At 58.9% G+C, this 21,114-nt stretch carries 28 protein-coding genes and 2 tRNA genes; 8 read left to right on the top strand and 22 right to left on the bottom strand.

Features of this window, described 5'->3' with window-relative positions; all coding sequences use genetic code 11:
* Positions 1–61 precede the first annotated feature (61 nt).
* The 3 genes from frmR to grxB all read right to left on the bottom strand — a co-directional run bounded on the left by frmR (position 62) and on the right by grxB (position 2,235).
* A complete protein-coding gene (frmR, locus tag ACYZUM_RS11745; protein ID WP_200656216.1) occupies positions 62–337 on the bottom strand; it encodes a formaldehyde-responsive transcriptional repressor FrmR in 276 nt (91 codons plus the stop codon).
* 322 nt (positions 338–659) lie between these two features.
* Positions 660–1,061, bottom strand: coding sequence for a DoxX family protein (locus tag ACYZUM_RS11740; RefSeq protein WP_200656215.1), 402 nt, complete (start codon positions 1,059–1,061; stop codon positions 660–662).
* Positions 1,062–1,356: 295 nt separating this feature from the next.
* Complete coding sequence (gene grxB, locus ACYZUM_RS11735) at positions 1,357–2,235, bottom strand: glutaredoxin 2 (RefSeq protein ID WP_473061334.1); 879 nt, start codon at positions 2,233–2,235, stop codon at positions 1,357–1,359.
* Between the two features lie 92 nt (positions 2,236–2,327).
* Here grxB and ACYZUM_RS11730 point away from each other — a divergent pair, with 92 nt between their 5' ends.
* From ACYZUM_RS11730 to ACYZUM_RS11715, 4 genes are all read left to right on the top strand, one after another.
* Positions 2,328–3,221 (top strand): LysR family transcriptional regulator, encoded by an 894-nt coding sequence (locus ACYZUM_RS11730; RefSeq protein WP_200656213.1) that lies wholly within the window; start codon positions 2,328–2,330, stop codon positions 3,219–3,221.
* 388 nt (positions 3,222–3,609) lie between these two features.
* Positions 3,610–3,683 (top strand) — tRNA-Cys (locus ACYZUM_RS11725).
* Between the two features lie 194 nt (positions 3,684–3,877).
* Positions 3,878–3,964, top strand: a tRNA-Leu gene (locus ACYZUM_RS11720).
* Between the two features lie 341 nt (positions 3,965–4,305).
* Positions 4,306–4,746, top strand: coding sequence for a hypothetical protein (locus ACYZUM_RS11715; RefSeq protein WP_108182823.1), 441 nt, complete (start codon positions 4,306–4,308; stop codon positions 4,744–4,746).
* Positions 4,747–4,900: 154 nt separating this feature from the next.
* On the opposite strand, the gene ACYZUM_RS11710 is transcribed toward ACYZUM_RS11715, so the two are convergent.
* The 12 genes from ACYZUM_RS11710 to ACYZUM_RS11655 all read right to left on the bottom strand — a co-directional run bounded on the left by ACYZUM_RS11710 (position 4,901) and on the right by ACYZUM_RS11655 (position 14,575).
* On the bottom strand, positions 4,901–5,062 hold the full coding sequence (locus tag ACYZUM_RS11710) for a hypothetical protein (RefSeq protein WP_174376922.1): 162 nt from the start codon (positions 5,060–5,062) through the stop codon (positions 4,901–4,903).
* A 198-nt stretch (positions 5,063–5,260) separates the two neighbouring features.
* The gene (msrA, locus tag ACYZUM_RS11705) at positions 5,261–5,767 is read right to left on the bottom strand and encodes a peptide-methionine (S)-S-oxide reductase MsrA (RefSeq protein WP_041064515.1); all 507 of its coding nucleotides are present in this window, start codon (positions 5,765–5,767) and stop codon (positions 5,261–5,263) included.
* A 208-nt stretch (positions 5,768–5,975) separates the two neighbouring features.
* Entirely contained in the window at positions 5,976–6,260 is a 285-nt protein-coding gene (locus ACYZUM_RS11700; RefSeq protein WP_108182822.1) for a hypothetical protein, read from the bottom strand.
* A 107-nt stretch (positions 6,261–6,367) separates the two neighbouring features.
* On the bottom strand, positions 6,368–6,598 hold the full coding sequence (locus ACYZUM_RS11695; RefSeq protein WP_007964939.1) for a hypothetical protein: 231 nt from the start codon (positions 6,596–6,598) through the stop codon (positions 6,368–6,370).
* 122 nt (positions 6,599–6,720) lie between these two features.
* The gene (locus ACYZUM_RS11690; protein ID WP_041064505.1) at positions 6,721–6,951 is read right to left on the bottom strand and encodes a hypothetical protein; all 231 of its coding nucleotides are present in this window, start codon (positions 6,949–6,951) and stop codon (positions 6,721–6,723) included.
* Positions 6,952–7,021: 70 nt separating this feature from the next.
* A complete protein-coding gene (locus ACYZUM_RS11685) occupies positions 7,022–7,144 on the bottom strand; it encodes a hypothetical protein (protein ID WP_269837005.1) in 123 nt (40 codons plus the stop codon).
* Positions 7,141–8,169, bottom strand: a complete 1,029-nt coding sequence (locus ACYZUM_RS11680) for a DNA topoisomerase IB (protein WP_108182821.1) — start codon at positions 8,167–8,169, stop codon at positions 7,141–7,143. Before ACYZUM_RS11680 ends, ACYZUM_RS11685 begins: the two co-directional genes overlap by 4 nt.
* Positions 8,170–8,238: 69 nt before the next feature.
* The gene (modC, locus tag ACYZUM_RS11675) at positions 8,239–9,318 is read right to left on the bottom strand and encodes a molybdenum ABC transporter ATP-binding protein (protein ID WP_108182820.1); all 1,080 of its coding nucleotides are present in this window, start codon (positions 9,316–9,318) and stop codon (positions 8,239–8,241) included.
* Between the two features lie 3 nt (positions 9,319–9,321).
* Positions 9,322–10,002, bottom strand: coding sequence for a molybdate ABC transporter permease subunit (gene modB / locus ACYZUM_RS11670; RefSeq protein WP_108182819.1), 681 nt, complete (start codon positions 10,000–10,002; stop codon positions 9,322–9,324).
* Positions 10,003–10,770 (bottom strand): molybdate ABC transporter substrate-binding protein, encoded by a 768-nt coding sequence (modA, locus tag ACYZUM_RS11665; RefSeq protein WP_108182818.1) that lies wholly within the window; start codon positions 10,768–10,770, stop codon positions 10,003–10,005. It lies immediately after the preceding gene.
* A 166-nt stretch (positions 10,771–10,936) separates the two neighbouring features.
* Entirely contained in the window at positions 10,937–12,001 is a 1,065-nt protein-coding gene (locus ACYZUM_RS11660; protein WP_108182817.1) for an NAD(P)H-dependent flavin oxidoreductase, read from the bottom strand.
* Between the two features lie 114 nt (positions 12,002–12,115).
* Positions 12,116–14,575 carry an autotransporter gene (locus ACYZUM_RS11655; protein ID WP_473061333.1) on the bottom strand — a complete coding sequence of 820 codons (2,460 nt, stop codon included), beginning with the start codon at positions 14,573–14,575 and terminating at the stop codon, positions 12,116–12,118.
* 189 nt (positions 14,576–14,764) lie between these two features.
* Between ACYZUM_RS11655 and acuI the strand changes: the two genes are divergently transcribed.
* Both acuI and ACYZUM_RS11645 read left to right on the top strand, forming a co-directional pair.
* Positions 14,765–15,748, top strand: a complete 984-nt coding sequence (gene acuI, locus ACYZUM_RS11650; RefSeq protein ID WP_108182815.1) for an acrylyl-CoA reductase (NADPH) — start codon at positions 14,765–14,767, stop codon at positions 15,746–15,748.
* 62 nt (positions 15,749–15,810) lie between these two features.
* Positions 15,811–16,269, top strand: a complete 459-nt coding sequence (locus tag ACYZUM_RS11645; protein WP_108182814.1) for a GyrI-like domain-containing protein — start codon at positions 15,811–15,813, stop codon at positions 16,267–16,269.
* Here the strand turns inward: ACYZUM_RS11645 and ada are convergent.
* The 5 genes from ada to ACYZUM_RS11620 form a co-directional block, all read right to left on the bottom strand.
* Positions 16,266–17,333, bottom strand: a complete 1,068-nt coding sequence (gene ada, locus ACYZUM_RS11640; protein ID WP_108182813.1) for a bifunctional DNA-binding transcriptional regulator/O6-methylguanine-DNA methyltransferase Ada — start codon at positions 17,331–17,333, stop codon at positions 16,266–16,268. The genes ACYZUM_RS11645 and ada overlap by 4 nt on opposite strands.
* 86 nt (positions 17,334–17,419) lie before the next feature.
* A complete protein-coding gene (gene alkB, locus ACYZUM_RS11635; RefSeq protein WP_108184402.1) occupies positions 17,420–18,085 on the bottom strand; it encodes a DNA oxidative demethylase AlkB in 666 nt (221 codons plus the stop codon).
* Between the two features lie 5 nt (positions 18,086–18,090).
* Complete coding sequence (locus ACYZUM_RS11630) at positions 18,091–18,801, bottom strand: 2OG-Fe(II) oxygenase (RefSeq protein WP_108182812.1); 711 nt, start codon at positions 18,799–18,801, stop codon at positions 18,091–18,093.
* Between the two features lie 94 nt (positions 18,802–18,895).
* The gene (locus ACYZUM_RS11625) at positions 18,896–19,072 is read right to left on the bottom strand and encodes a hypothetical protein (protein ID WP_162531605.1); all 177 of its coding nucleotides are present in this window, start codon (positions 19,070–19,072) and stop codon (positions 18,896–18,898) included.
* Positions 19,073–19,095: 23 nt separating this feature from the next.
* Positions 19,096–19,398 carry a DUF1883 domain-containing protein gene (locus tag ACYZUM_RS11620; RefSeq protein ID WP_041064472.1) on the bottom strand — a complete coding sequence of 101 codons (303 nt, stop codon included), beginning with the start codon at positions 19,396–19,398 and terminating at the stop codon, positions 19,096–19,098.
* A gap of 212 nt (positions 19,399–19,610) precedes the next feature.
* On the opposite strand from ACYZUM_RS11620, the gene ACYZUM_RS11615 reads away from it, so the two are divergent.
* Together ACYZUM_RS11615 and ACYZUM_RS11610 are read left to right on the top strand one after the other, a co-directional pair.
* Positions 19,611–19,967 carry a hypothetical protein gene (locus ACYZUM_RS11615; RefSeq protein WP_003225393.1) on the top strand — a complete coding sequence of 119 codons (357 nt, stop codon included), beginning with the start codon at positions 19,611–19,613 and terminating at the stop codon, positions 19,965–19,967.
* A 72-nt stretch (positions 19,968–20,039) separates the two neighbouring features.
* On the top strand, positions 20,040–20,270 hold the full coding sequence (locus ACYZUM_RS11610) for a hypothetical protein (RefSeq protein WP_027612691.1): 231 nt from the start codon (positions 20,040–20,042) through the stop codon (positions 20,268–20,270).
* 2 nt (positions 20,271–20,272) lie between these two features.
* Here ACYZUM_RS11610 and ACYZUM_RS11605 read toward each other — a convergent pair whose 3' ends face one another.
* Positions 20,273–20,560 (bottom strand): hypothetical protein, encoded by a 288-nt coding sequence (locus tag ACYZUM_RS11605; RefSeq protein ID WP_084234123.1) that lies wholly within the window; start codon positions 20,558–20,560, stop codon positions 20,273–20,275.
* 151 nt (positions 20,561–20,711) lie between these two features.
* Positions 20,712–20,897, bottom strand: coding sequence for a hypothetical protein (locus tag ACYZUM_RS11600; protein WP_007964653.1), 186 nt, complete (start codon positions 20,895–20,897; stop codon positions 20,712–20,714).
* Positions 20,898–21,114: the final 217 nt, after the last annotated feature.

The following is a 21,114-nucleotide window of genomic DNA, read 5'->3' as shown; positions in this document are numbered from 1 at the left end:
TCTTCTCCAAAGGGTAGTGCTCATTGAGATGGGTACCGCCATCGGCATGGGCCAATGACGGCTACTTCAGGTACGTGCGCACCAGAGAAATCACTTCATCGATCGAAGCCCGCTGGGCGTCTGTTGTGTTGACTAAGGTCGTGAACTCTTCCCTAAGATGGCTTTCCAGTACCCCGGCCATCAGTCCGTTTACGGCGCCTCTCATGGCGGCGATCTGCTGCAGCACCGGACCGCACCCGGCTCCTGCCTGGAGTGCTGATTCAAGAGCATCCAATTGCCCCCGAACTCGCCGGACTCTGGCCAGGACGCGTTTTTTCTCTTCAGGTGAATGTGGCATCGGAGTAATCCTAGTCAAGCCTCACAAGCTGTCTATGCGGGTACTGGTAGGGAGTATGTCTGGTACTGGTAGGGAGTATATCTAGGTACTGGCGGGGAGTATACCGGGTAGGGTGCTTCAATCTGCCACACCATGAGCTCGGCTAGTCAACGTCGAATGACTGTAGCCCCATGACAGCGCAAGCATCGGCAAGATTTTGTTACAGAACTTGTGCACTCGCACATTAAAAAACCCGGTTGAGGAAAGGGGAGCGGAGCGTTCAACCGGGTAGTAATGTGATGGGCTGGACGCGCTTTGGCGACCAGCGATTGCCTTTCCAGATTTAGGCTTTGCGGGCAGCCTTCAGAGCCAATGGCCCGTCACCAAGCAGTGCTACAACCAACGCAGTCACGCTGAGGTAAATGGGATATTCCCATCCGCCGTTCGCGTTGGTGAAGCTCCAGCCATTGCTGAAGTGCACGGTCGAAGCGACGAAGAGCTGTACGACCGCAATTGCGGCGACCCACCGGGCGTAAACACCTAATACCAACATCAGGCCACCTACCACTTCAAATGCCATGACTGGATAGGCAAGGAAACCCGGAAACCCTATGGACTCAAAAAATCCGGCGGTGCCAGCAGGGTTGAATACCAGGACCTTTGTCAGGCCATGGGCAATAAACATAATGCCAAGTGCCAGGCGCATGACCAGTGCGGCGTAGGGGGCGGTGCGTGAGTCGATCATAGTGTTGTTTCCTTCTGTTTAATAAGCGTACTGGGTTGGGATGTGGCTATCTTATAGATCCTGAATTGGAGATAAATAAGCCTGAATGTGATTAATAGTTCCTATAATCGGGACAATCGCCGATTTTGCTTCAGTACCGGCGGTGATATCTGTAGTGCAAACCACGGCGAGACGTTGGGCCAGCCAAAACGCGAAGAGGGGCTGCAATCGTGGATTGCAGCCCCTCTTTTGATGTAAGTGCGGCGTTTCCTTTGGACCGCTCCCGGCCGGCGTGCCTGGCTTAGGTTCAATCCTTTTAGATCGCTATTGGATCGTGGAGGTTGATCCCGCTACGTTCCGACATTCGCACTCGATAAGCTTCTACAGCAGGCGGATAAATGATGCCCTGCACGATCGACATGCTCCGCAGAGTAGCAAACAGATGAATGTCGTCTTCTGACAGCTCGCCGTTAACGGCGTCGGGGGACTGGATCAGCGGCTCAAGCTCCAGCAAATGGCGGTTCAGCGACGCAATGTAATCGGGACTGGCTGCCAGATGAGCTTCGAAGCTACCGAGCATGCGCTCTTTGTTCCGGGTGAAATAAGCTCGCGCTGCAGGCGCAGAAAACTCCTCGAAATCCGACGTCGCCCAGCGTGGAATTGCCAGCGAATAAAGTGGGGCCGTCACGTCTTGGTTCCACTTTGCCAACCTCGAATTGCTCGGGCCGAACAGGCTCCGCGCGCCAGACATGCCATCGATATGCGCAACGATGTCCATGCTCTCGGCCAAGTATTGGTCACCGTCTTGGAGGATCGGCGCCATCTTCTTGCCAATCATACGGATGGGGGTGGCCTCATCGTCGTTCGCAAGAATGACGAGTTCGACAGCGATTTGCTTGAGCCCGAAAATCATGCGGGCTTTCACGCAGAAGGGGCAGTGATCGTAAACGAAGAGTTTCATGATTGTTGAGTTCCAAAGTTTGAGTGTGGCGGCCGAGCTTGGTGTTCGGCGTCCGCTTGAGTGGGCACCAAAAAAGGTGATCTCCGGTTTGCCGTCCATTGGGTGTTGGGCGTCGAGCTCGAAAGTACGAAAGTACGAAAGTACGAAAGTACGAAAGTACGAAAGTACGAAAGTACGAAAGTGTGGCTGGGTAAGAGGGTGGTCAAACGCCGCGCGGTCGCGATAGATTTCCATATTCCAAACAGAGGCGCCACTTTAGGCATCTCAGCGTTGAAAGAGAATGCCCGCTAGTGAGATCATTGCTTTCATAAATGAGAGGGTTGTCAATGGATCTCAACGCAGTTCAGATGCTGGTGGCGATCGTACAAGCGGGGAGTATGACGGCGGGCGCGGAGCGTTCAGGAGTGCCGCTGCCCACTATCAGTCGCAGAATTCGTGCGCTCGAGCGAGAACTTGAAGTCGAATTGCTCGAGCGATCAGCCAGGGGAGTGAAGCTGACCGAGGCTGGCGCGCGCCTCTTTGAGCACGCTAGCCGGGGTTTGGATATCGTGCAAGAAGGGCGAGACGCACTCGTCAGCGACCAGGCCCACGTCAAAGGCAAGTTGCGGCTTTCAGTGCCTCCATCGTTCTCCCCCTGGTGGCAGCTGATTTCGGACTTTCAGAAAGATCATCCCGACATCCGCGTGCATCTGCTTTCAACGGAGCGCCGCGTTCACACCGTTGAGGATGGGATAGACGTGGCACTTCGCGTCGGTCGGGTAGAGCACGAGGCTATGATCGCAAAGCATTTGCTCGATTATCGGCACGTTGTAGTCGCCAGCCCGCAGTTCGTTGCAACGTATGGGCGGCCGAACAGCCCGGAGGATCTGGGCAGGTTTCCTTGTGCGACTTGGAGCCTCGGCACGAATACAAGCGCGACTTGGCGTTTCCCAGGCCTGACGGTGGAGCCAAACGCGGTGCTCTCAACGAATGACAGCATGCATCTGCTCCACAGCGCGATGGCAGGCGAGGTCATCACCGAACTGCCCCCTTTTATCGTCAAGGAGGCTATTGAACGTGGACAACTGGTGCCACTGCTTTCAGCGTATCCATTACCAGAGTCCTCGTTGAACCTTCTCTATCCTGCGCATCGTCATCCTTCTGCCGTTGTTCGCACCTACTTGGAATACTGTCTCAATCGTATTCCCTGGCTAGAACATGCATGCTGCACGAGAACATAGTTCGGGAAAGTACTGTTCTGGGCTTGCAGGGTTGCTTCGTGCTTTGGCGTCTTGAGCGTGGTGTGCAAAACTGGACGGCGATACCTTTGGCTTTGGCAACGAGGGTATCCCGACTGAATGTGCGCGGTTACGCGACTCAATGGTTTTGGAGATGCCAGCGCTCCGACAGTTCCAAGCGCCTGTGAGGGTGCCAGATAGCGGTCAATAGAAGTTTTTTAGCGTGCGTGTTGACAACCCTTCGAAACCAGTCCAGAATTGCGTCCATTCCTGAGGCAGGAATGAGAAAAACTCTAAGTTAATCAAATGGTTAGCGATCGGATGTTGGTCTCGTTTCCCGCTCCAAGTTTGTACGCGGTTGTTGTGGTGCTACTAAACAGCGATCGTTTGAGGCCGAGTAGCAAAATGGTTATGCAGCGGATTGCAAATCCGCCTACGCCGGTTCGATTCCGACCTCGGCCTCCACTATAAACAAGCTCCGTAGATCCATGATTTACGGAGCTTTTTTATTTCCAGTGCGCTGCAAGATTTAGTCTTGAAATCAACCACTGTGAACTTGCTTCACCGGGACGTGATGTATATATTTCCCGCTCTGCTTAACAAGGCTTAACGCTGTCAGGTTTGCTGATCGACTGCTTTGAGCACTACACCGCGCTACCGCCCGAATGGCGAAACTGGTAGACGCATGGGACTTAAAATCCCCCGCTCGTAAGGGCGTGCCGGTTCGATTCCGGCTTCGGGCACCATCTAAAATCAAGGGTTTGCGGGCGAAAGCTGATGCAAGCCCTTGTTTGTTTTCAGATCGCCATTTTTAAATGGCTTCTCGCCAATTCTTCCGTTTCCCTTTTCCTCCTGTGTGCAAAGACCGTTGGTCACTTCTTGATGCAATCAATCGTGCGAGCGTCTACGGTTTTGGCTTGGTCGAAGATATCAAAAGTCATTGAGTGAACATTTGAGCTTGACCCGATGGCGTTGATATCAGGATGGATCTTGATCAAGGCGCGGTGCATCGTTCAGGCGATGGGCATTCAGACGGCCTGTCTGTTACGCCAGACCCGCCATTTTTGACGTGTTAAGGAGAACACCGATGGCAATCAATCAAGTGCACGCAGCAACCGATAAAACCGCTCTCGTCGAGGCCGAGGTGTACCGTTGGTACAATCTCTTCTTTCCGTGGTCGCGTGGTATGTCTTCCCGGTCGGAAGGCGCCATCAAACCCCTGTACGACGCGTTGGCGAATGAGTTTCGTGTGGTACTCACTGATGGACAGATCATGAGTCGAGCGGATTATTGGGAGCGACTTTGGGGTTTGTATGGCAAGCGTGCTGGAAGCCCTGAATCGCACATTACTAACCTCTCGATCACAGCGCTTCCAGGGGACTGCTTCCTGGCCGTTTTCGACCTTGTCAAAGACGGCATCACCAAGAAGAAAGTCGATTCGGCGCTTATGCGCCTCGACCAGACCTCGCCATCCGGAATTTCATGGGTTTACGTGCATGAAAGCGAGCACGAAAGGGCTCTTGCGTAAGTCACTTGAGTTCTACTCTTGTGGCTGAAAAGCCTGGATGTTTTTAATGTTGGCGAAAAAATCAGGCCCAGCTCCGTGCTGGGCTTTTTTGTATCTGCTGTTCAGTCAGAAAACAACAAGCCCAGGCATGCCCGGGCCGGTATAGGGAATACATTCAGCGCGAATCAACCTCTTTTGCAGCCTGGGCGTTTAATCGTTCCTTGCGCCTGCGCAGCCAGCTGAAGAATGCATGTACCGGGTGCAAAAATGCAGCCAGTACGCACAGCAGCATGATGGTGAAAATGGCAATCAGCGGAATGCTTTCGTGCGAGAACATGGTGGGGTACTCCTGTAGGCACTATGTTGGAACCCGCAGGCTAGACGCTTAGAGCCATGCTTGCGATGAACGTATGTTCATCCTCGGGCGCTTGAACTGTGCTACGGAGGGCTCACCAAAATGATATTCCAGAGGTGCGCAAGCGCCGGCCTCAGCTGAGGCCAGCGCCTTGCGTGGAGTGATTACGCAAATGTGTTTTCAGCTGCGTTTCGGCAGCTTCCAGTTCGGGCGGATGAAATGGCAGGTGTAACCATTCGGTATCCGCTCCAGATAGTCCTGGTGCTCGGGTTCCGCTTCCCAGAAGGGGCCCGCCGGTTCGATTTCAGTGACCACGCGCCCCGGCCACAGCCCGGATGCATCGACGTCGGCAGCGGTGTCTTCAGCAATGTCGCGTTGCTGTTCGTTAAGGTAGTAAATCGCCGAGCGATAACTGGGGCCGAGATCGTTGCCTTGTCGGTTGGGTGTGCTGGGATCGTGGATCTGGAAAAAGAACTCAAGGATTTGCCGGTAGCTGATCACGGCAGGGTCGAAGACGATTTCGATGGCCTCGGCGTGGTTGCCGTGGTTGCGGTACGTGGCATTCGGTACATCGCCACCGCTGTAGCCGACTCGCGTTTGCAGCACGCCGGGATAGCGTCGCAGCAGGTCCTGCATGCCCCAGAAGCAGCCTCCGGCGAGAATCGCGGTTTCGGTCTTTCCGGTCATGATCTTTTTGCCTCTCGGTGACGGTGGATACGGATCTGGTTATGAGGGCGCGTTGGCTATTTGCAAGCTTGACTCAGGGTGAAGGGCTGCTCGAAACGGTGTTTTCAATAAAATGCCCTGACGATAAGGTCAGGGCATTGATGGTTTCGAGCGGTGAACTCGTGGCAATTCGCGCTGAGTGATGGTCGAAAACCAAGACAGCAAGCGGTTACACAAACGCTTGCCCGAAGAAGCCCCGTGGCAGGCGTTGCGGACCCGCCAGAGCGGTCAAGCGTGCGATCCATTCCGAACGCCAGTTCGATGCACCGTGGTCAGCCTTGGTGTGGCGCGCTGCGCGCCGAGCAGCATTGCGCTGGGTTTTGCGCGCATTTTTGTAGGCATCGGTATTTCGGCAGCTGCGGCATTTAACGCGATTGAGTTCCTGGCTCGAGGCAAGGTTGTTGCCTTTGTGACCACAAGCCAGGTGTCCGTCTACTTTGAAATGGATAACCATGGATCAGTCTCCTGGTGACGTGTACAGGTTATGACCTCCCACGACTGCGGGTGTTCGCCGGGTCGGCCAGGCGGTACGCGTTGAGACTGTCGTTTATTGCCATCCGGTCATCTGAAACGAGGCAGAGGCCGCTCGACGGGTTGCAACGAAGACAGGGTGCTGCGAATCAGTGGCGTATCTTTTTCGATGTCGTTCAGGCGATCACGTATGCGCAGGGCGGTCGGATGGCCGCCTTGATGATCGACCCAGTCGGCAATTTCCTTGCAGGCCGCAGCCAGGCGAGCCTGACGGGAGTCAAGCAGGGTGAGGAGGGTGGTGATGGACTCTTTTTCGGACATGGAGCACCTCCGTTCAGACAAACCGTTGAGAGGCAGCAAAAAGCCCGCGGGCTGCGAGCTCTCTGCCGTTGGGGCACTGGTCCGTCAGCTGTTTTGAGTATAGACCCCGCCTGTCAATTGCATCAGCCGGCCGATTGTCGCGCCGGTCGCGGCGAGCTCGCCGCATTGAGCCTTTGGCATTCGCGCCGGGCATCTTCTTCAAGATCATAGCCGTCACCGATGAAGCCTCCGGTTCGGGTGTCATTGATCCGAAACCAGCTGCTGGATTCGGCAGGTTCATGCTGACTTTCCCCGGCGCGACGGCCGTGAATGATGATCTTGTTGCAGCGCTTCACGACAAAGATGTCTTCCATGGCGTCACCACAGCAAATAGGTGTCAGATCAACTATAGAAGCCTTGGCCGATCGTGCAAAAAATAGCCAGTCAGTTCGTCGGTTGCAGCCACTCGGTGGCGCGCCAATCCAGGCGATGCGTCGGCTTGAACGCCTGTAGAAACTCTGGAACGTGGGAAACCGCGATTGATTGCTCGGCTACCAGCGCGATCAAGGCGCGTCCATCATTTGCTCGAGAAACATCGCCAGCGCCACTTCCTCGGCGCGCAAGCCCTTGCGCACCCTCGGGCGTGGCAGTTCGGCCAGTGCACCGAGCAGGAAGCGCTCGACCACGGCCGGATGGATGTAGCACTTGCGGCAAACGGCTGGGGTGTTGCCCAGCTGTTTGGACACGCTCTTGACCATCTCCACCACATGCCGTTTCGCCTCGGCTTCCGACTCCCATTGCAGTTCGCGCAATACCGCCAGGGCCAGCGCGCTGCCGGCCCACGTGCGGTAATCCTTGGCAGTGAAGTCGGCACCGGTAAGGGTTTGCAGGTAGCTGTTGACGTCGTGGGAGCTGACGGTGTGCCGCTCACCATTTTCATCCAGATACTGAAACAGATTCTGCCCCGGGATTTCCAGGCAGCGCTTGATGATGCGCGCCAGGCGACGATCCTTGACGGTGATTTGGTGTTCTATGCCGCTTTTACCGCGAAACTGAAACAGGATCGCGCTGCCGTTGACCTCGACATGCCGGCTGCGCAGGGTGGTCAGGCCATAGGAGCGGTTGTCCCGCGCGTATTGAGTGTTGCCGACACGAATCAGCGTGGCGTCGAGCAGCGTGATGACCGTGGCCATGACCTTGTCGCGACTGAAACCGGGGGCGTCGAGCAGGGTTTCGAGCTGTTTGCGCAACTTCGGCAGCGCCAGGCCGAACTCACGCAAGCGCGAGTACTTGTCGGCGTCGCGTACCTCGCGCCAGCGCGGGTGATAGCGATACTGCTTGCGGCCCCGGGCATCGCGGCCGGTGGCCTGCAAATGGCCACGCGGATCGGCGCAGATCCACACGTCGGTATAGGCCGGCGGCACCGCCAGCGAATTGATCCGCTTGATCTCATCGGGGTCGTTGATGCGTTGTCCGGCCGGATCGAAGTAGGCGAATTTGCCACGCAGTTTTTTACGGCGGATGCCGGGTTGGGTGTCGTCGACGTAATGCAGGTCGGGCGGTAAGACGTCGGCTAGTACGGTGTCGGGCATGGCGGTGTCCTTGGCGAATCGCTCTGTTACAGCGATTGACCGCGGGGCGTGGCCGTCGTGCCAACCAATTCAGGCCAGCACGGCGACGGCCTTGATCTGCGCCCACAAATGCTGGCCCGGGTGGATGCCGAGCTGATCCCGGGAAAATCGCGTGATCCGCGCCAGCAGCGGTGTTCCACCGGCATCCAGACGAATCAGCACATGCGCGGCGTTGTCCGCCGCCAGCTCGCTGACCACGGTCACCGGCAAGCGATTGAGGATGCTGCTGGCTTCGCTGTTGTGCAGGGCCAGACTGATGTCGCGGGCGTGCACCTTGCAGCGCAAGGCTTGACCGACCGCCATCGGCGCGTGCGTCACGCGGATGTTCATGGCCGTGGCCGGCAATTGCAGACTCAGCAGCTGGTACTCGGCATCGTAGGCGCTGACCTGGCCTTCGATGATCACCCCGGCGTCATCGCCCAGCGCCATTGGCAGGTCCAGCCGGGCGAGGGTCTCGCCAATCGGGCCGCTGGCCAGGGCCTTGCCGTCGCTGAGCAACACCAGATGATCGGCCAGCCGCGCCACCTCATCCTGCGCGTGGCTGACATAGAGCACCGGAATGTCCAGTTCATCATGCAGGCGTTGCAGGTACGGCAGGATTTCGTTTTTGCGCTGGCTGTCGAGGGCCGCCAACGGCTCATCCATCAGCAGCAGTTTCGGACTGGTCAACAGCGCGCGGGCGATACCGACACGCTGGCGTTCGCCGCCGGACAGATGCTGCGGATGGCGCTCCAGCAGATGGCCGATGCCCAGCAGTTCGGTGGCTTGCGCCATGTCGACACGGCGCTGGGCCTTGGCAATGCGCTTGAGACCGAACTGCAGATTGGCCAGCACTGACAGGTGCGGGAACAGACTGGCTTCCTGGAACACGTAACCCAGCGCTCGTTTGTGCGGCGGGACAAAAATCCGGCGTTCGCTGTCCTGCCAGACTTCGTCGTTGATCTGAATGAAACCTTGCTCGGCGCGCTCAAGCCCGGCGATACAGCGCAGACAGGTGGTTTTGCCCGAACCGGAATGACCATACAGCGCAGTCACGCCACGCCCCGGCAAATGCAGATCAACATCCAGGCTGAAGCCCGAATAAGTGATTTTCAGACGTACATCAATCATCGATCAGCTCCAACCCGCGCGGGTCTTGCGGCTGGAGTAGAGCGCCAGCAACACCAGAAACGAAAACACCAGCATCGCCCCGGCCAACCAATGGGCCTGAGCATATTCCATCGCTTCGACATGGTCGTAGATCTGCACCGAGACCACGCGGGTCTTGTCGGGAATGTTGCCGCCGATCATCAGCACCACACCGAATTCACCGACGGTATGCGCGAACCCGAGGATCGCCGCCGTCACGAACCCGGGGCGGGCCAACGGCAGGATCACGCGGAAAAAAGTGTCCCAGGGATTGGCGCGCAAGGTTGCGGCCACTTCCAGTGGGCGGGTGCCGATGGCAGAGAACGCGTTCTGCAACGGTTGCACCACAAACGGCATGGAATAGATCACCGAACCGATCACCAGCCCGGTAAAACTGAAGGTCAGCGTGCCCAGGCCCAGCCATTGCGTGAAGTGGCCGAGAAAGCCATTGGGCCCCATTGCCAACAGCAGATAGAAGCCGATCACAGTCGGCGGCAGCACGAGGGGCAGGGCGACGATTGCGCCGATGGGGCCGCGCAGCCAGGAACGACTGCGCGCCAGCCACAGGGCAATCGGAGTGCCGACGACCAGCAGGATCGCGGTGGTCAGGGACGCCAGTTTCAGGGTCAGCCAGATCGCCGCGAAGTCGGCACTCGAGAGCGACATTTAGAGCTGGTAACCGTAGGACTTGATCACCGCAGCGGCTTTCGGGCCTTTGAGGTAGTCAACCAGTGCTTTGGCAGCGGCGCTGTCTTTGCCTTTGTTCAGGATTACCGCGTCCTGTTTGATCGGGTCGTGCATGTTCGCTGGAACGATCCACGCCGAACCGCTGGTGACCTTGCCGTCCTTGTAGATCTGCGACAGTGCTACGAAGCCCAGTTCCGCATTACCGGTGGACACGAACTGGTAAGCCTGGGTGATGTTCTGGCCTTCGACGATTTTGGCTTTGGTCGCTTCAGTCAGCTTGAGTTTTTCCAGCACCTGAGTGGCGGCCAGCCCGTACGGTGCGGCTTTCGGATTGGCGATGGACAGGTGCTGGTATTCGTTTTTCTTCAGCACTTCGCCTTTGCCATCGACGTAACCTTCCTTCGCCGACCACAGCGCCAGGGTGCCGATGGCGTAGGTGAAGCGCGAGCCCTTGACGGTATCGCCTTCTTTTTCCAGTTTTTCCGGAGTGGTGTCGTCCGCCGAGAGGAACACTTCGAACGGCGCGCCGTTCTTGATCTGGGTGTAGAACTGGCCGGTGGCCCCGTAGGCGGCGACCAGTTTGTGCCCGGTGTCTTTTTCGAAGTCGGCGGCAATGGCCTGGATCGGCGCGGTGAAGTTGGCGGCAACCGCCACCTGCACCTCATCGGCGTGAGCGGCGCCAAAGGCAAATACCGCCAGCAAAGAAGCCAGGCAAGTGGGGGCAAAACGTGAGGCACGAATGGTCATAACAGCTCCGTTATTGGCGATTGCAGAGGGCAGTTATTGTTGGAGGTGGACTGCACCGATGCGAAGGGTGAAACGCTATATAGCGAAATATATAGCGAAATGCCGCTAAACAGGAAGTGCTGTTGTATGCAGGATGAGGCTGCGCCGTGCCTCATCCTGGATCGGGTCAGTGTCGGACCAGTTTTATCAGCGCGCCTTGCGCCAGTTCCCGGGTCAGTTCGGCGCTGCTCAGCTCCTTGCCCAACGGAAAAGCCTGCCCGGCCCAGAGGTTGCTGAATTGCGCTTCGCTTTTGGCGCGCAAGGGCATCAGCGCTCCGCCGGCCAGCGGGAAGGCTGGGGCTTTCGCTGACATCGGGCCGATTTCGCGCATCACCCGATTGAGAATGCCGCGAGCCGGGCGGCCGGTGAACAGGTTGGTAATCGCGGTTTCGCTTTCCTTGGCGGTGCGCAGCGCTTGGTGATGGGAGGCGCTGACTCTCGCTTCCGGGGTGAACAGATACGCGGTACCGACCTGCGCTGCCGATGCACCGAGCATGAATGCCGCGGCCACCCCGCGCGCATCGGCAATGGCACCGGCAGCGATCACCGGTACTTTCACCGCATCGACAATCTGCGGCACCAGGGCAAAGGTACCGACCTGACTGCTCAGGTCATCGCTGAGAAACATCCCGCGATGACCACCTGCCTCGTAGCCCATGGCGATGATCGCGTCGCAACCGTTTTGTTCCAGCCACACCGCTTCATCGACAGTGGTGGCAGACGAGAGGATTTTCGCACCCGTGGCCTTGACCCGATCCAGCAGGGATTTCTCCGGCAGGCCGAAGTGAAAACTCACGACTTCAGGACGAAACTCTTCCAGCACGGCGCACGCTGCTGCATCGAAGGGTGCCCGGTTGGACACCGGCGTCGGTGCATCGAAATCGACACCCAGTTCGCGGTAGTACGGCTCCAGCAGGTTTTTCCAGTCCCGCGTGCGCTGTTCATCGGCAGCCGGTGGCTGATGGCAGAAGAAGTTGACGTTGAACGGCTTGCGAGTGTGTTCGCGGATGGTCTGCAGTTCTTCGCGCAGTTGCTCGATACTCAGCATTGCGGCGGGCATCGAACCCAGGCCGCCGGCGTTGCACACGGCGATCACCATGGCCGAGTTCGTGGCACCGGCCATTGGGCCCTGGATGATCGGCAGCTCGATGCCGAGCAGGTCAAGAATGCGAGTGTCAGGCCATTGGCTCATGGAAGCGGTTCTCCGAACGATGAAACGGGGCAGGGACGGCAGAGCCGGTTTTTTAACAGCAAAACCGGACTCAGGGCCAGCGCGAATTTTCCTCGCACGGACAGCCATGCGCCGTCAGCGTCGATGAAAACCACCGCCACCGCCGCCAAATGAACGGTTCATGACTTGCGAGGAGTTGTGAAAGTTGTTGGTGCGCTGGTTGCCGAAGTTGCGCGCTGCAGATTCACGATTGAGGTTTTGCAGCTGGGCAGTGTTGTTGACCGGTGCCGTGCGGGTCGGGCTGCCCTTGACCATTGATTGCCAACCGTTGTCGGTTTTCTTGTAGACGTTACCGTCGTGCCCGGCATAGACGTTGTCGCCAACCCGTGCGGCGCCGCCGTTGCGTCCCTTGACCCCAGCATATTGCGTGGTCTTGTCGGTGTTGGGGTTGTACACCGCGCCACGGTTGGCGGTGACTTGCGTGCCGTTGCGTGCGTTGCCCGCCGTCACTCGGCCGCCGGCAATGGCGCCACCGTTCGGCCCGACCACCTCACCACTGCGTCCGGCCGCGTAGTTGCCGTTGTACGCATTGTGTACGGCGCCGCGCTGGCCCGCCGCGGCAATCCCGGTGCGCGAGTTATAGGACGAGCCGACCTGACCGGCCCAGCGATTGCCGGTCCAGGCGTTGTAGCCGGCGCCGTAACGACTGACGGTCGCGCGGTCGCCCCACTGACGATAAATGTTGCCGGTGGTGCCGGCCCAGCCACCGGGCCCCCAGGCCACGGCACCGCCGCGATAGCCGTAAGCGGCGCCGCCCCAGGCCAGCGGCGCTGGATACAAGCGCGGCCCCCAGGCATAACCCCAGCCGTAATTGCCCCACCACGGATAAGCGCCCCAGCCCCAACCCATTGCCACGGTGTTGCCGCCCCAGCTCCAGCCGAAGCCGAAACCGAAGGTCCAGCCGGTCCAGGGTGTATAGCGAATCGCGACGCCGAAACCGTAGGTCACGGGCGGCCCATACCAGACACTGCCAACCCACGGCGTGTACGGGTATCCGGTGCCGTAAACCACCACACCCGTGGCCGGATCCAGGTTCGACCCTTGATACCCCGGGGTGTAGCCAACCACCACCGTGTCGCGGCTGGACTCATAGACTTTGACGTAAGTGAGGTAATGCATCGGCGAACTCGGCGGGATTGAATAGATCACCGACGGTACCGAACTGGCGACGACCCACGGTCCGCTGACTGTCGTTGCGCTGAACCAGATGCCGTTCTCCACGGCATACCAGCTGTCGTTGTCGACACGAATGATCGGCGTCGCGCTGTTGACCACATATTGCAGCGACGTGGTGTTGATCGGTTTGAGTTGCGGCTCGCCGTCGAACTGCGGCGCGGTCATTTTCACTGCACTTTTCTTGATCGCCGAGGTTTGCGGGATGGTGGCGGCAATCGCGGCTTCCTTGGCCTGCGGCGTACCGGCGACGGAGGCCTTGACGTTCTCTTTCGGACTGTCGTCGGGGATGTTGGCGAAGTCGGCAGGCAATTTGTCCGCCGGGGTAAACGTCCACGGCCCGTTCATGTCGGCGGCCCGGAACCAGCGTCCGGAAATCAGCACGTAGCTGTTCTGGTCGCCGATTTCCTTGAAGATGTGCCCTGTGGTGTTGCTCACGTAGAGCAGGCTGGTGCCCTGGATCGGCGACCACTGCGCAGCCCCGTCGGTAACGATCAGCTCGGTGGGGGTGGTGGCGATGAAAATTTTCGGCTGCGGCGGCTTGGCCAGATTTGGCACCTTGTCTTTCGGATCACTCTGCCCGGTCAGCAGATCGACCTGACGGCTCTGGATCGCCACCTGTTTGGCCTTCTCCAGATCGGCCGGCGGTGTGGTCAGACGAGTGTATTCGCCGCTGAGGTTGTCAGCGACCATCCAGCCATCAAACACATGCAAGTAGTGCTTGCCCTCGGCGTCCTTGAGCAATAACGGGCGGGTGTTGATCACCCGCTGCAACGCGGTGCCCTCGACCGCGCGATACGCCGCGTCGCCATCAATATAGACAAGCAGGGCGGGGACGTCGGAACTGATGATCGCCGGCGGGGTATTTTCCAGTGGCGCGCTGTCGGCTTTCTGCTCTGCCGACAACACACCGACGGCGGCCTCGAGTTGATCGAGGGAAATGGTCTTCTTGCGGCTCTGGGCATCCTTTTGCAGTGCCGCGAGCCAGACATCCGCCTGACTGGCATCGGCGGGGAAGTCGGCCTTGATGATCTTGTATTGATCCAGTGCGACCCAGCGCGTGGCCTTGTCGACCAACGTGTGCGCACTGAACTGGACAATGCCGTAGGTGGGTTTGCCGTCGGCGCCGGTGGCTTCGACCGCCGCCCGGGCATTGAGTGTGTAGCCATCCCAGCTGTCGAGTTGCGGCTGGTACACGGTCAGCCTGGCCTTGCCGCTGGTGATCACTTGCGGCCACGTCGGCGCGCTGGGGGCGGCGTCAGCAGCGGCGGGTTTGTCGGCAGTCGCCGGGGCGGCCCACGGGTTGCCGGCGGTCAGCAGGCACAGCATGAGGATTGCAAGCCATGAGCGCGGGTAAGGCATTGTCAGCTCCATCGACAGAGGCCGCTTTCAGCAGGGGGGCAGCGAAAGCACGACCGTCGAAAAAGCATAGTCGCCCGCTCTGGAATGACTGGACGGATTTGCGAATTGGCGCAAAGTCGGGTGGGGCAATGTGTTGCTTTGTGTTATTTCAAGGCGCGAGGATTTGAATCCATTGAGTGAGAGGCAGCCATGTTCAACGGCATTTTGATCGACAAAGACGACAGCGGTTACCGCGCCAGCCTGCAGCAGATCGATGAAGCGCAGTTGCCCGAAGGCGACGTGACGGTGCAGGTGGCGTACAGCACGCTGAACTTCAAGGATGGTCTGGCGATTACCGGCAGCAGCCCGGTGGTACGCCAGTTTCCGATGGTGCCTGGGATCGACCTGGCGGGCACGGTCGAGGTCAGTTCGCATCCTGACTATAAGGTGGGTGATCAGGTGCTGCTCAATGGCTGGGGCGTGGGCGAAAGTCACTGGGGCGGCCTGGCACAAAAGGCGCGCCTCCGTGGCGATTGGCTGATTCCCTTGCCCGAGGCCTTCAGCGCCGCGCAAGCGATGGCCATCGGTACCGCCGGCTACACGGCGATGCTGTGCATTCTGGCGCTGGAGCGTAACGGCGTGACGCCGGATCAGGGTGAAGTGCTGGTGACCGGCGCCAATGGTGGGGTGGGCAGTTTCGCCATCGCCTTGCTCAGCAAACTCGGGTATCGCGTGGTGGCGTCCACCGGCCGGGTGTCCGAGCATGAGTACCTGAAACAACTGGGCGCCAGCGAGATCATCGACCGCGCATCCTTGTCGGAACCGGGCAAACCGCTGGCCAGGGAACGCTGGGCCGGCGTGGTCGACTCGGTCGGCAGCCACACCCTGGCCAACGCCTGTGCCAGCACCCGCGCCGAAGGCACGGTGGCGGCCTGCGGTCTGGCCCAGGGCATGGATTTTCCTGCGTCGGTGGCGCCGTTCATTCTGCGCGGCGTGACCCTGGCCGGCATCAACAGCGTGACCCAACCGAAGGCCCGGCGGATCGAGGCCTGGAAACGTCTGGCCAAGGATCTGGACTTCGCCCTGTTACCTTTGATCAGCCACGAAATCGCCCTGAGCGAAGCCATCGACGCGGCCCCCAAATTGCTCGCCGGACAGCTGCGCGGCAGGGTTGTGGTCGACGTCAATCGCTGACAGAGTAAGCGCCATTGCGGCCCTGCGTGGCCGCACTTCTATTACAGGGAGCGGCATTTTCGATGGATTTGAAACGACAGCAAATCGACGCCTTCACCGTGGCCGGCCTGCGTGTGCGCACGACCAACGCCGCAGAGCACCAGCCCCATAGCGCAAAGATCGGCCCGATGTGGGGCCGGTTTTTCAGTGAAGAACAGGCCGAGAGTATTCCCGGCAAGATCCCCGGCTCAGCAATTTATGGTGTGTATTCGGCCTATGAATCCGATGCCTCGGGTGCGTTCGATGTCACCGCGGGGGTCGCGGTCAATGCACGACCAAAAGGCTATGAGACCGTACAGATCGAAGCGGGCGAGTATCTGGTGTTCGAGGCGCAGGGCCCGTTGCCCGACGCGGTCATTGCGACCTGGGGACGGATCTGGACTTTCTTTGAGGAGAACCCTCAGATTCAGCGTCGTTATGCCACCGACTACGAGGCCTATATCAGCCCCGAGTCCGTGGCGGTCTGCATCGGGATTCGCTAAGGCTGGGTTTCGCGTTCCAGCAACTGGCGTTTGCGCTCCACACCCCAGCGATACCCCGAGAGATTGCCATCGCTGCGCACCACGCGATGGCAAGGGATTGCCACGGCCAGACGGTTGGCGCCGCAGGCTTGCGCCACCGCGCGCATGGAAGTCGGTGCGCCAATACGTTGTGCGATTTCGGCGTAACTGGCGGTGCGACCCACCGGGATTTCCCGCAGCGCTTGCCACACCCGTTCCTGAAACGCTGTGCCACGCACATCCAGTGGCAAGTCGAGGCCCAGTGCTGGCGCTTCGATAAAACCCACCACTTTGGCAATCAACTGTTCGAACCCGGCGTCGGCGCCAATCAGGTTGGCCTGACGGAACTGATCCTGCAGATCGCACACCAGTTGATGTGGATCGTCGCCCAACAGAATCGCGCACACGCCGCGCTCACTCTGCGCTACCAGAATTGCTCCGAGGGAACATTGGCCAACGGCAAAATGAATGTCGTTGTTGCGTCCAGCCGCGCGGTAGTCGCCGGGTTTCATGCCCAGCACCTTGTCGGCTGACTCATAAAAGCGGCTGTTGGAATTGAAACCAGCGTCGTACAGCGCATCGGTCACCGTGCCGCCATCCGCGAGCCGTTCACGCACCCGGCGCGAACGATGCGCCGCCGCGTAACCCTTTGGTGTCAGGCCGGTTGCGGCCTTGAACACCCGATGAAAATGGAAAGGGCTGAGGCCGGCGGTTTCGGCGAGTTCATTGAGTGCGGGCACTGTTTCACTCGACTCGATCTGCCGACAGGCCATCGCCACGGTCGCGGCGTGCTGGCTGGCGACTTCAGTCTGATCCTTGCTGGTGCGCTTGCTTGGGCGGTAACCCGCCGCCTCGGCAGCTTGAGCACTTTCGAAGAACTCGACGTTCTGCGGCTTGGGTAAACGTGAAAGGCTGCTGGGGCGGCAATAGATGCCGGTGGTTTTCACCGCATAGACAAACTGTCCGTCGGCCCGCGGGTCCCGTGCAACGACGGCGGCCCAGCGTGGATCGGTTTCAACGTTGATGAGGGGTGAAAGCTTTTTCATGGCGAGTAGTCCGTTGACCTGTTTGATTCAGGTTAACCAGCTGCAATGTGGGTAACACTCCGGGCCTTGCGGTCAAACTTTTCAGTTCACCCGGCGACACGCAAGGTCAGGTTGATCCGGCGTTCGCCCAACTGCGGATGCCGCCCGGGCTTGATCGGCAGCACACCGTGAAAACGCAGGCGATCGACCCCGCCCCAGACCACCATGTCGCCGTGCAGCAGAGGAATGCGCTGGCTCTTGTCGCTGCGGACAAAACCACCGAACAGGAACATTGCCGGCAACCCCAATGACAGCGAAACGATCGGCGCCGCGTAGGCATGTTCGTCTTTGTCCTGGTGCAAAGACATCTTGGCGCCGGGGACATATTGGTTGATCAGGCAGGAGTCGGCGTGAAATCCGGCAAATCCTGCGCGCTGCGCCGCTCTCTGTGCCAGTTCGAACAACACTTGGGGCATTGCCGGCCATGGTCTGCCGCTCAGCGGATCCACGGTGCTGTAGCGATAACCGCTGCGATCGGTGATCCAGCCCAGCGCTCCGCAGCTGCTGGTGCCCACCGACATGCTGAAACCGCCCGGGGTCATCATGTGACGCAATGGCGCTGCGGTGAGAACGCCGTCCAGCGCCGGCAACAGTTGATCGATCATCGGCAGGGCGAAACCGCGCAACACCCACGATTGTTCGCCGATTCGCTCGGCGCGGGGTTGTTGCTCGGGTTCGTGGTCGGCGAACAGGTCGAAGTGGCTCGGTTGCATGCTGCTCATATTGCGTCGTGGAAGATGATGCCCAGAGTATGCCGGTTTCCGCTGTGCAGGCGACTGACGCCATGACGCATGGTCACCCGATAATCGCCGCGTGTGCCGCTGACCGGGCGCTGGTTGACCGCGAATATAACGGCGTCACCCTTTTGCAGATCCACGACGTGTGGTCGCGACTGCAGGCGTGGACGCTGCTCGGTCAGGACGAACTCACCACCGGTAAAATCCTGTCCGGGCTCCGACAGAAGAATCGCCACTTGCAGTGGGAAAACCAGTTCTCCGTACAGATCCTGATGCAGGCAGTTGTAGTCCTGCGGGCCGTATTGCAACAGCAAGGGTGTGGGCCGCAGTTGGCCGGCATCGTGACAGCGCTGCACGAACCCGGCATGGGTCGCGGGAAAGCGCACGGGCAGATTCATGCGCTCGTACCAGCGGTTAGCCAGCGGCACCAGACGCGGGTAAAGCGCAGTGCGCAGACGTTCGACGGTTGTCGGCAGGGGATAGCTGAAGTACTTGTATTCCCCGCGACCGAAACCGTGGCGGGCCATGATGACCTGCGAACGAAACGGTTCGGTCTGCGAATACAGGGCGCTCAAGCGCTCGCAGGTTTGCGCCGACAGCAGCGAGCGGACGATGGCATAGCCATATTGATCCAGATGCTGTTCGAGGCACGCCCAATCGAGCGCATCCAGCCGAGACGGGGACATTGACATTCTGACTCCTGAACCCTTTGGTCGAGGCTGTCAGTCTGGGCAAATCCCGGCGGCAGAACACTCCGTCGCTTGCGGTCGAATCCGGGTTGATTGGTTACAGGGCTTTGCTGACGGCGATATCGCTGATCACATCCTCAGTCTGGCCGTGGATGGCATCCAGTGCAGCCTTGGCTTCTTCCACGGTGCCGTTTTGCAGTTGCGCGAACTCGAAGCGGCGTTCACCGTTGAGCTTGTATTTGATGACGTATTTGGTCGTTTGGGCCACGGTCATGCTTACCTTTGCGTTGGGGCGACTCAGCTCAGTTTGGAACTGGAGCGGCGGATGATCTTGATCGAGTGGGTCAGGGTCGGTTTGCGCGTGACGCTGATGGCGCGCCGGCTGACGGTGTCGATGGTGATGTTCCAGAAACCAGTGCTCGGCGCGGTGATGCGCGCAGGAAACGTGTCGAAAGCGCCGCCGTGGTAGGTGTGGCGGCCGCCGTTCTTGAACGCGCGGAAGTTGGCGTCGTTCATCAAACGGATGTTGCAGGTTTGCGAGCATTGGATGACGACAATGTCGTCTTCGTTGAGGTGCTCGCGCTGGTGAATGAATTTCATGGGCGCCTCCAGAAGGGCTTTTTCTACTAAATCAAAACGATAGCATGTGCGATTGGCGCAGTTTATCAGCCCGAACGGGTTATTATCCCGCCGTCGAGCGCTGCTTTGACAATTAAAAACGGTTATTCGCGATTCGCTGCGGGTTTAATGGAGTAAGCCTCGGAGAAAAATGGCATTACTGCTGTCCGAGGGTCTTTATGGGAGGTATTTGTATGAAGTGGGGTGTGGTGTGTCTGCCGTTGATGTTGGTCATGGGTGGTTGCGCGAGTGTTTCCGAAATCAATGAAACCTTGCCCACCATGAGCGTGATTTCCGGCAAGAAACCCCATGAGTATGCGCAGTGCCTGGCGGACAAGCTGGCTAACAGTCGCGGCGCACTGCAGATGCAGCCGCACAAGGATGGCGTGCGGGTGATTGTTCCCGGGAAATTTTCCACTGGCGCGGCAGCGGTGTTTGATATCGACGATCGTTCCGGCGGCAGCAGCATCAAGTTGCATGAGCGCATGTCCAATGTGCCGATTCGTCCTCGCGACGTGCAAAACGCCGCCAATGCCTGCATTTCCGGCTGATAGAATAACGGCCATCAGCACCAATGCCGCCACAGTCATGCTGTGGCGGCATTTTCATTTCTGGAGTCGCGCATGAAGCGAGAGCAAGTACGGGAACGGCATGCAGAGGGCCTTATCTCTGCCACGCATGTGATTCAGAATCCGGCGAACTCGGGTGAGTGGATCGTGTTTTTCAAGAAGAGCGCCGGTCGCAGCTATTTTCTGGTCGACGATAACGACGAAGTCGAATCCTTCGCCCGGCTCGATGACCTGATTGAGATCGTGCGCGGGCTCGGGATCAAATTCGCCGAGATCCACATGTAGGTCTATTTGCAGACCACCACCACGCTGCGATTCTTGTAGTTGCCGACATCGACTCCCAAGGTCTTGTCGCTGTCCTTGGGTGCAGGCGTGCCGTCGGTACCGACAATGCGATAACCGGTGCCCGCGCAGGAGGCATCGGCTTTTTCGTAGCAGGTGGCCCAGGAGTTGGCTTCCCCGGAGCAGTCGATACTCAAACCCTGTTCGCCGTTGTTCAGGTAGGTGGTTTGCGAGGTGGCACAGCCACCCAGGGCCAATACCGCGATCAGCGGCAGCAATCTGTTCATGTTCATAAGTGTGTCGTCTTCAGCGAGGGAGGGCTAAACGCTCTGACAGCGCCGGAGTGAAAAGGTTATAGCGATTGGCCACTTGTTTTCATCGGGTTTGCGAGCGGCCACAAAAAAGCCCTGCGCAAGGGCAGGGCTCGGCGCGTGTCGCAACCGGTCAGTCCTGATCTTTGCCACGGCGTTTGGACGACGCAGGGGTGTCAGTGAACACCGACGCCACATCAGTCGCCAGCTGCTCGCTGTCGAAAGGCCCGGCGATGTGTTCGCCATTGGTTGTGGTCAGGTTCCACTTGCCGTCTTTCTTGTCGATCACATACCCGTTGATGATTTTTACCGCGGCCATCTATCTGTCTCGTTCGCTGGTTCAAAGGCGCCATGATACCGACAAATCCTCACATTGGGGGATGATGAGCGTAGAGTGATGCGGCGCATCTGCGTGTTTGAGCTACTCTGTTTTCGCGGGTCGAAGTCGCCAACGGAACTATCGGCGAGAATATTTCTCTATGTTGGCATCGGTTAGCCAGTGCGGGGCATTGTAAGGTGCACGCCGCCTGATTAGA

The organism is Pseudomonas sp. m6p, from assembly GCF_055760375.1.
Note: the sequence above shows the minus strand (reverse complement) of the source record. Positions and strands in the feature narration are given on the sequence as shown.

Bases quoted from the DNA above. Each gene is read 5' to 3' on its own strand.
- frmR (WP_200656216.1), bottom strand. From the start codon at position 337: ATGCCACATTCACCTGAAGAGAAAAAACGCGTCCTGGCCAGAGTCCGG.
- ACYZUM_RS11740 (WP_200656215.1), bottom strand. From the start codon at position 1,061: ATGATCGACTCACGCACCGCCCCCTACGCCGCACTGGTCATGCGCCTG.
- grxB (WP_473061334.1), bottom strand. From the start codon at position 2,235: ATGGAAATCTATCGCGACCGCGCGGCGTTTGACCACCCTCTTACCCAG.
- ACYZUM_RS11730 (WP_200656213.1), top strand. From the start codon at position 2,328: ATGGATCTCAACGCAGTTCAGATGCTGGTGGCGATCGTACAAGCGGGG.
- ACYZUM_RS11715 (WP_108182823.1), top strand. From the start codon at position 4,306: ATGGCAATCAATCAAGTGCACGCAGCAACCGATAAAACCGCTCTCGTC.
- ACYZUM_RS11710 (WP_174376922.1), bottom strand. From the start codon at position 5,062: ATGTTCTCGCACGAAAGCATTCCGCTGATTGCCATTTTCACCATCATG.
- msrA (WP_041064515.1), bottom strand. From the start codon at position 5,767: ATGACCGGAAAGACCGAAACCGCGATTCTCGCCGGAGGCTGCTTCTGG.
- ACYZUM_RS11700 (WP_108182822.1), bottom strand. From the start codon at position 6,260: ATGGTTATCCATTTCAAAGTAGACGGACACCTGGCTTGTGGTCACAAA.
- ACYZUM_RS11695 (WP_007964939.1), bottom strand. From the start codon at position 6,598: ATGTCCGAAAAAGAGTCCATCACCACCCTCCTCACCCTGCTTGACTCC.
- ACYZUM_RS11690 (WP_041064505.1), bottom strand. From the start codon at position 6,951: ATGGAAGACATCTTTGTCGTGAAGCGCTGCAACAAGATCATCATTCAC.
- ACYZUM_RS11680 (WP_108182821.1), bottom strand. From the start codon at position 8,169: ATGCCCGACACCGTACTAGCCGACGTCTTACCGCCCGACCTGCATTAC.
- modC (WP_108182820.1), bottom strand. From the start codon at position 9,318: ATGATTGATGTACGTCTGAAAATCACTTATTCGGGCTTCAGCCTGGAT.
- modB (WP_108182819.1), bottom strand. From the start codon at position 10,002: ATGTCGCTCTCGAGTGCCGACTTCGCGGCGATCTGGCTGACCCTGAAA.
- modA (WP_108182818.1), bottom strand. From the start codon at position 10,770: ATGACCATTCGTGCCTCACGTTTTGCCCCCACTTGCCTGGCTTCTTTG.
- ACYZUM_RS11660 (WP_108182817.1), bottom strand. From the start codon at position 12,001: ATGAGCCAATGGCCTGACACTCGCATTCTTGACCTGCTCGGCATCGAG.
- ACYZUM_RS11655 (WP_473061333.1), bottom strand. From the start codon at position 14,575: ATGCCTTACCCGCGCTCATGGCTTGCAATCCTCATGCTGTGCCTGCTG.
- acuI (WP_108182815.1), top strand. From the start codon at position 14,765: ATGTTCAACGGCATTTTGATCGACAAAGACGACAGCGGTTACCGCGCC.
- ACYZUM_RS11645 (WP_108182814.1), top strand. From the start codon at position 15,811: ATGGATTTGAAACGACAGCAAATCGACGCCTTCACCGTGGCCGGCCTG.
- ada (WP_108182813.1), bottom strand. From the start codon at position 17,333: ATGAAAAAGCTTTCACCCCTCATCAACGTTGAAACCGATCCACGCTGG.
- alkB (WP_108184402.1), bottom strand. From the start codon at position 18,085: ATGCAACCGAGCCACTTCGACCTGTTCGCCGACCACGAACCCGAGCAA.
- ACYZUM_RS11630 (WP_108182812.1), bottom strand. From the start codon at position 18,801: ATGTCAATGTCCCCGTCTCGGCTGGATGCGCTCGATTGGGCGTGCCTC.
- ACYZUM_RS11625 (WP_162531605.1), bottom strand. From the start codon at position 19,072: ATGACCGTGGCCCAAACGACCAAATACGTCATCAAATACAAGCTCAAC.
- ACYZUM_RS11620 (WP_041064472.1), bottom strand. From the start codon at position 19,398: ATGAAATTCATTCACCAGCGCGAGCACCTCAACGAAGACGACATTGTC.
- ACYZUM_RS11615 (WP_003225393.1), top strand. From the start codon at position 19,611: ATGAAGTGGGGTGTGGTGTGTCTGCCGTTGATGTTGGTCATGGGTGGT.
- ACYZUM_RS11610 (WP_027612691.1), top strand. From the start codon at position 20,040: ATGAAGCGAGAGCAAGTACGGGAACGGCATGCAGAGGGCCTTATCTCT.
- ACYZUM_RS11605 (WP_084234123.1), bottom strand. From the start codon at position 20,560: ATGAACATGAACAGATTGCTGCCGCTGATCGCGGTATTGGCCCTGGGT.
- ACYZUM_RS11600 (WP_007964653.1), bottom strand. From the start codon at position 20,897: ATGGCCGCGGTAAAAATCATCAACGGGTATGTGATCGACAAGAAAGAC.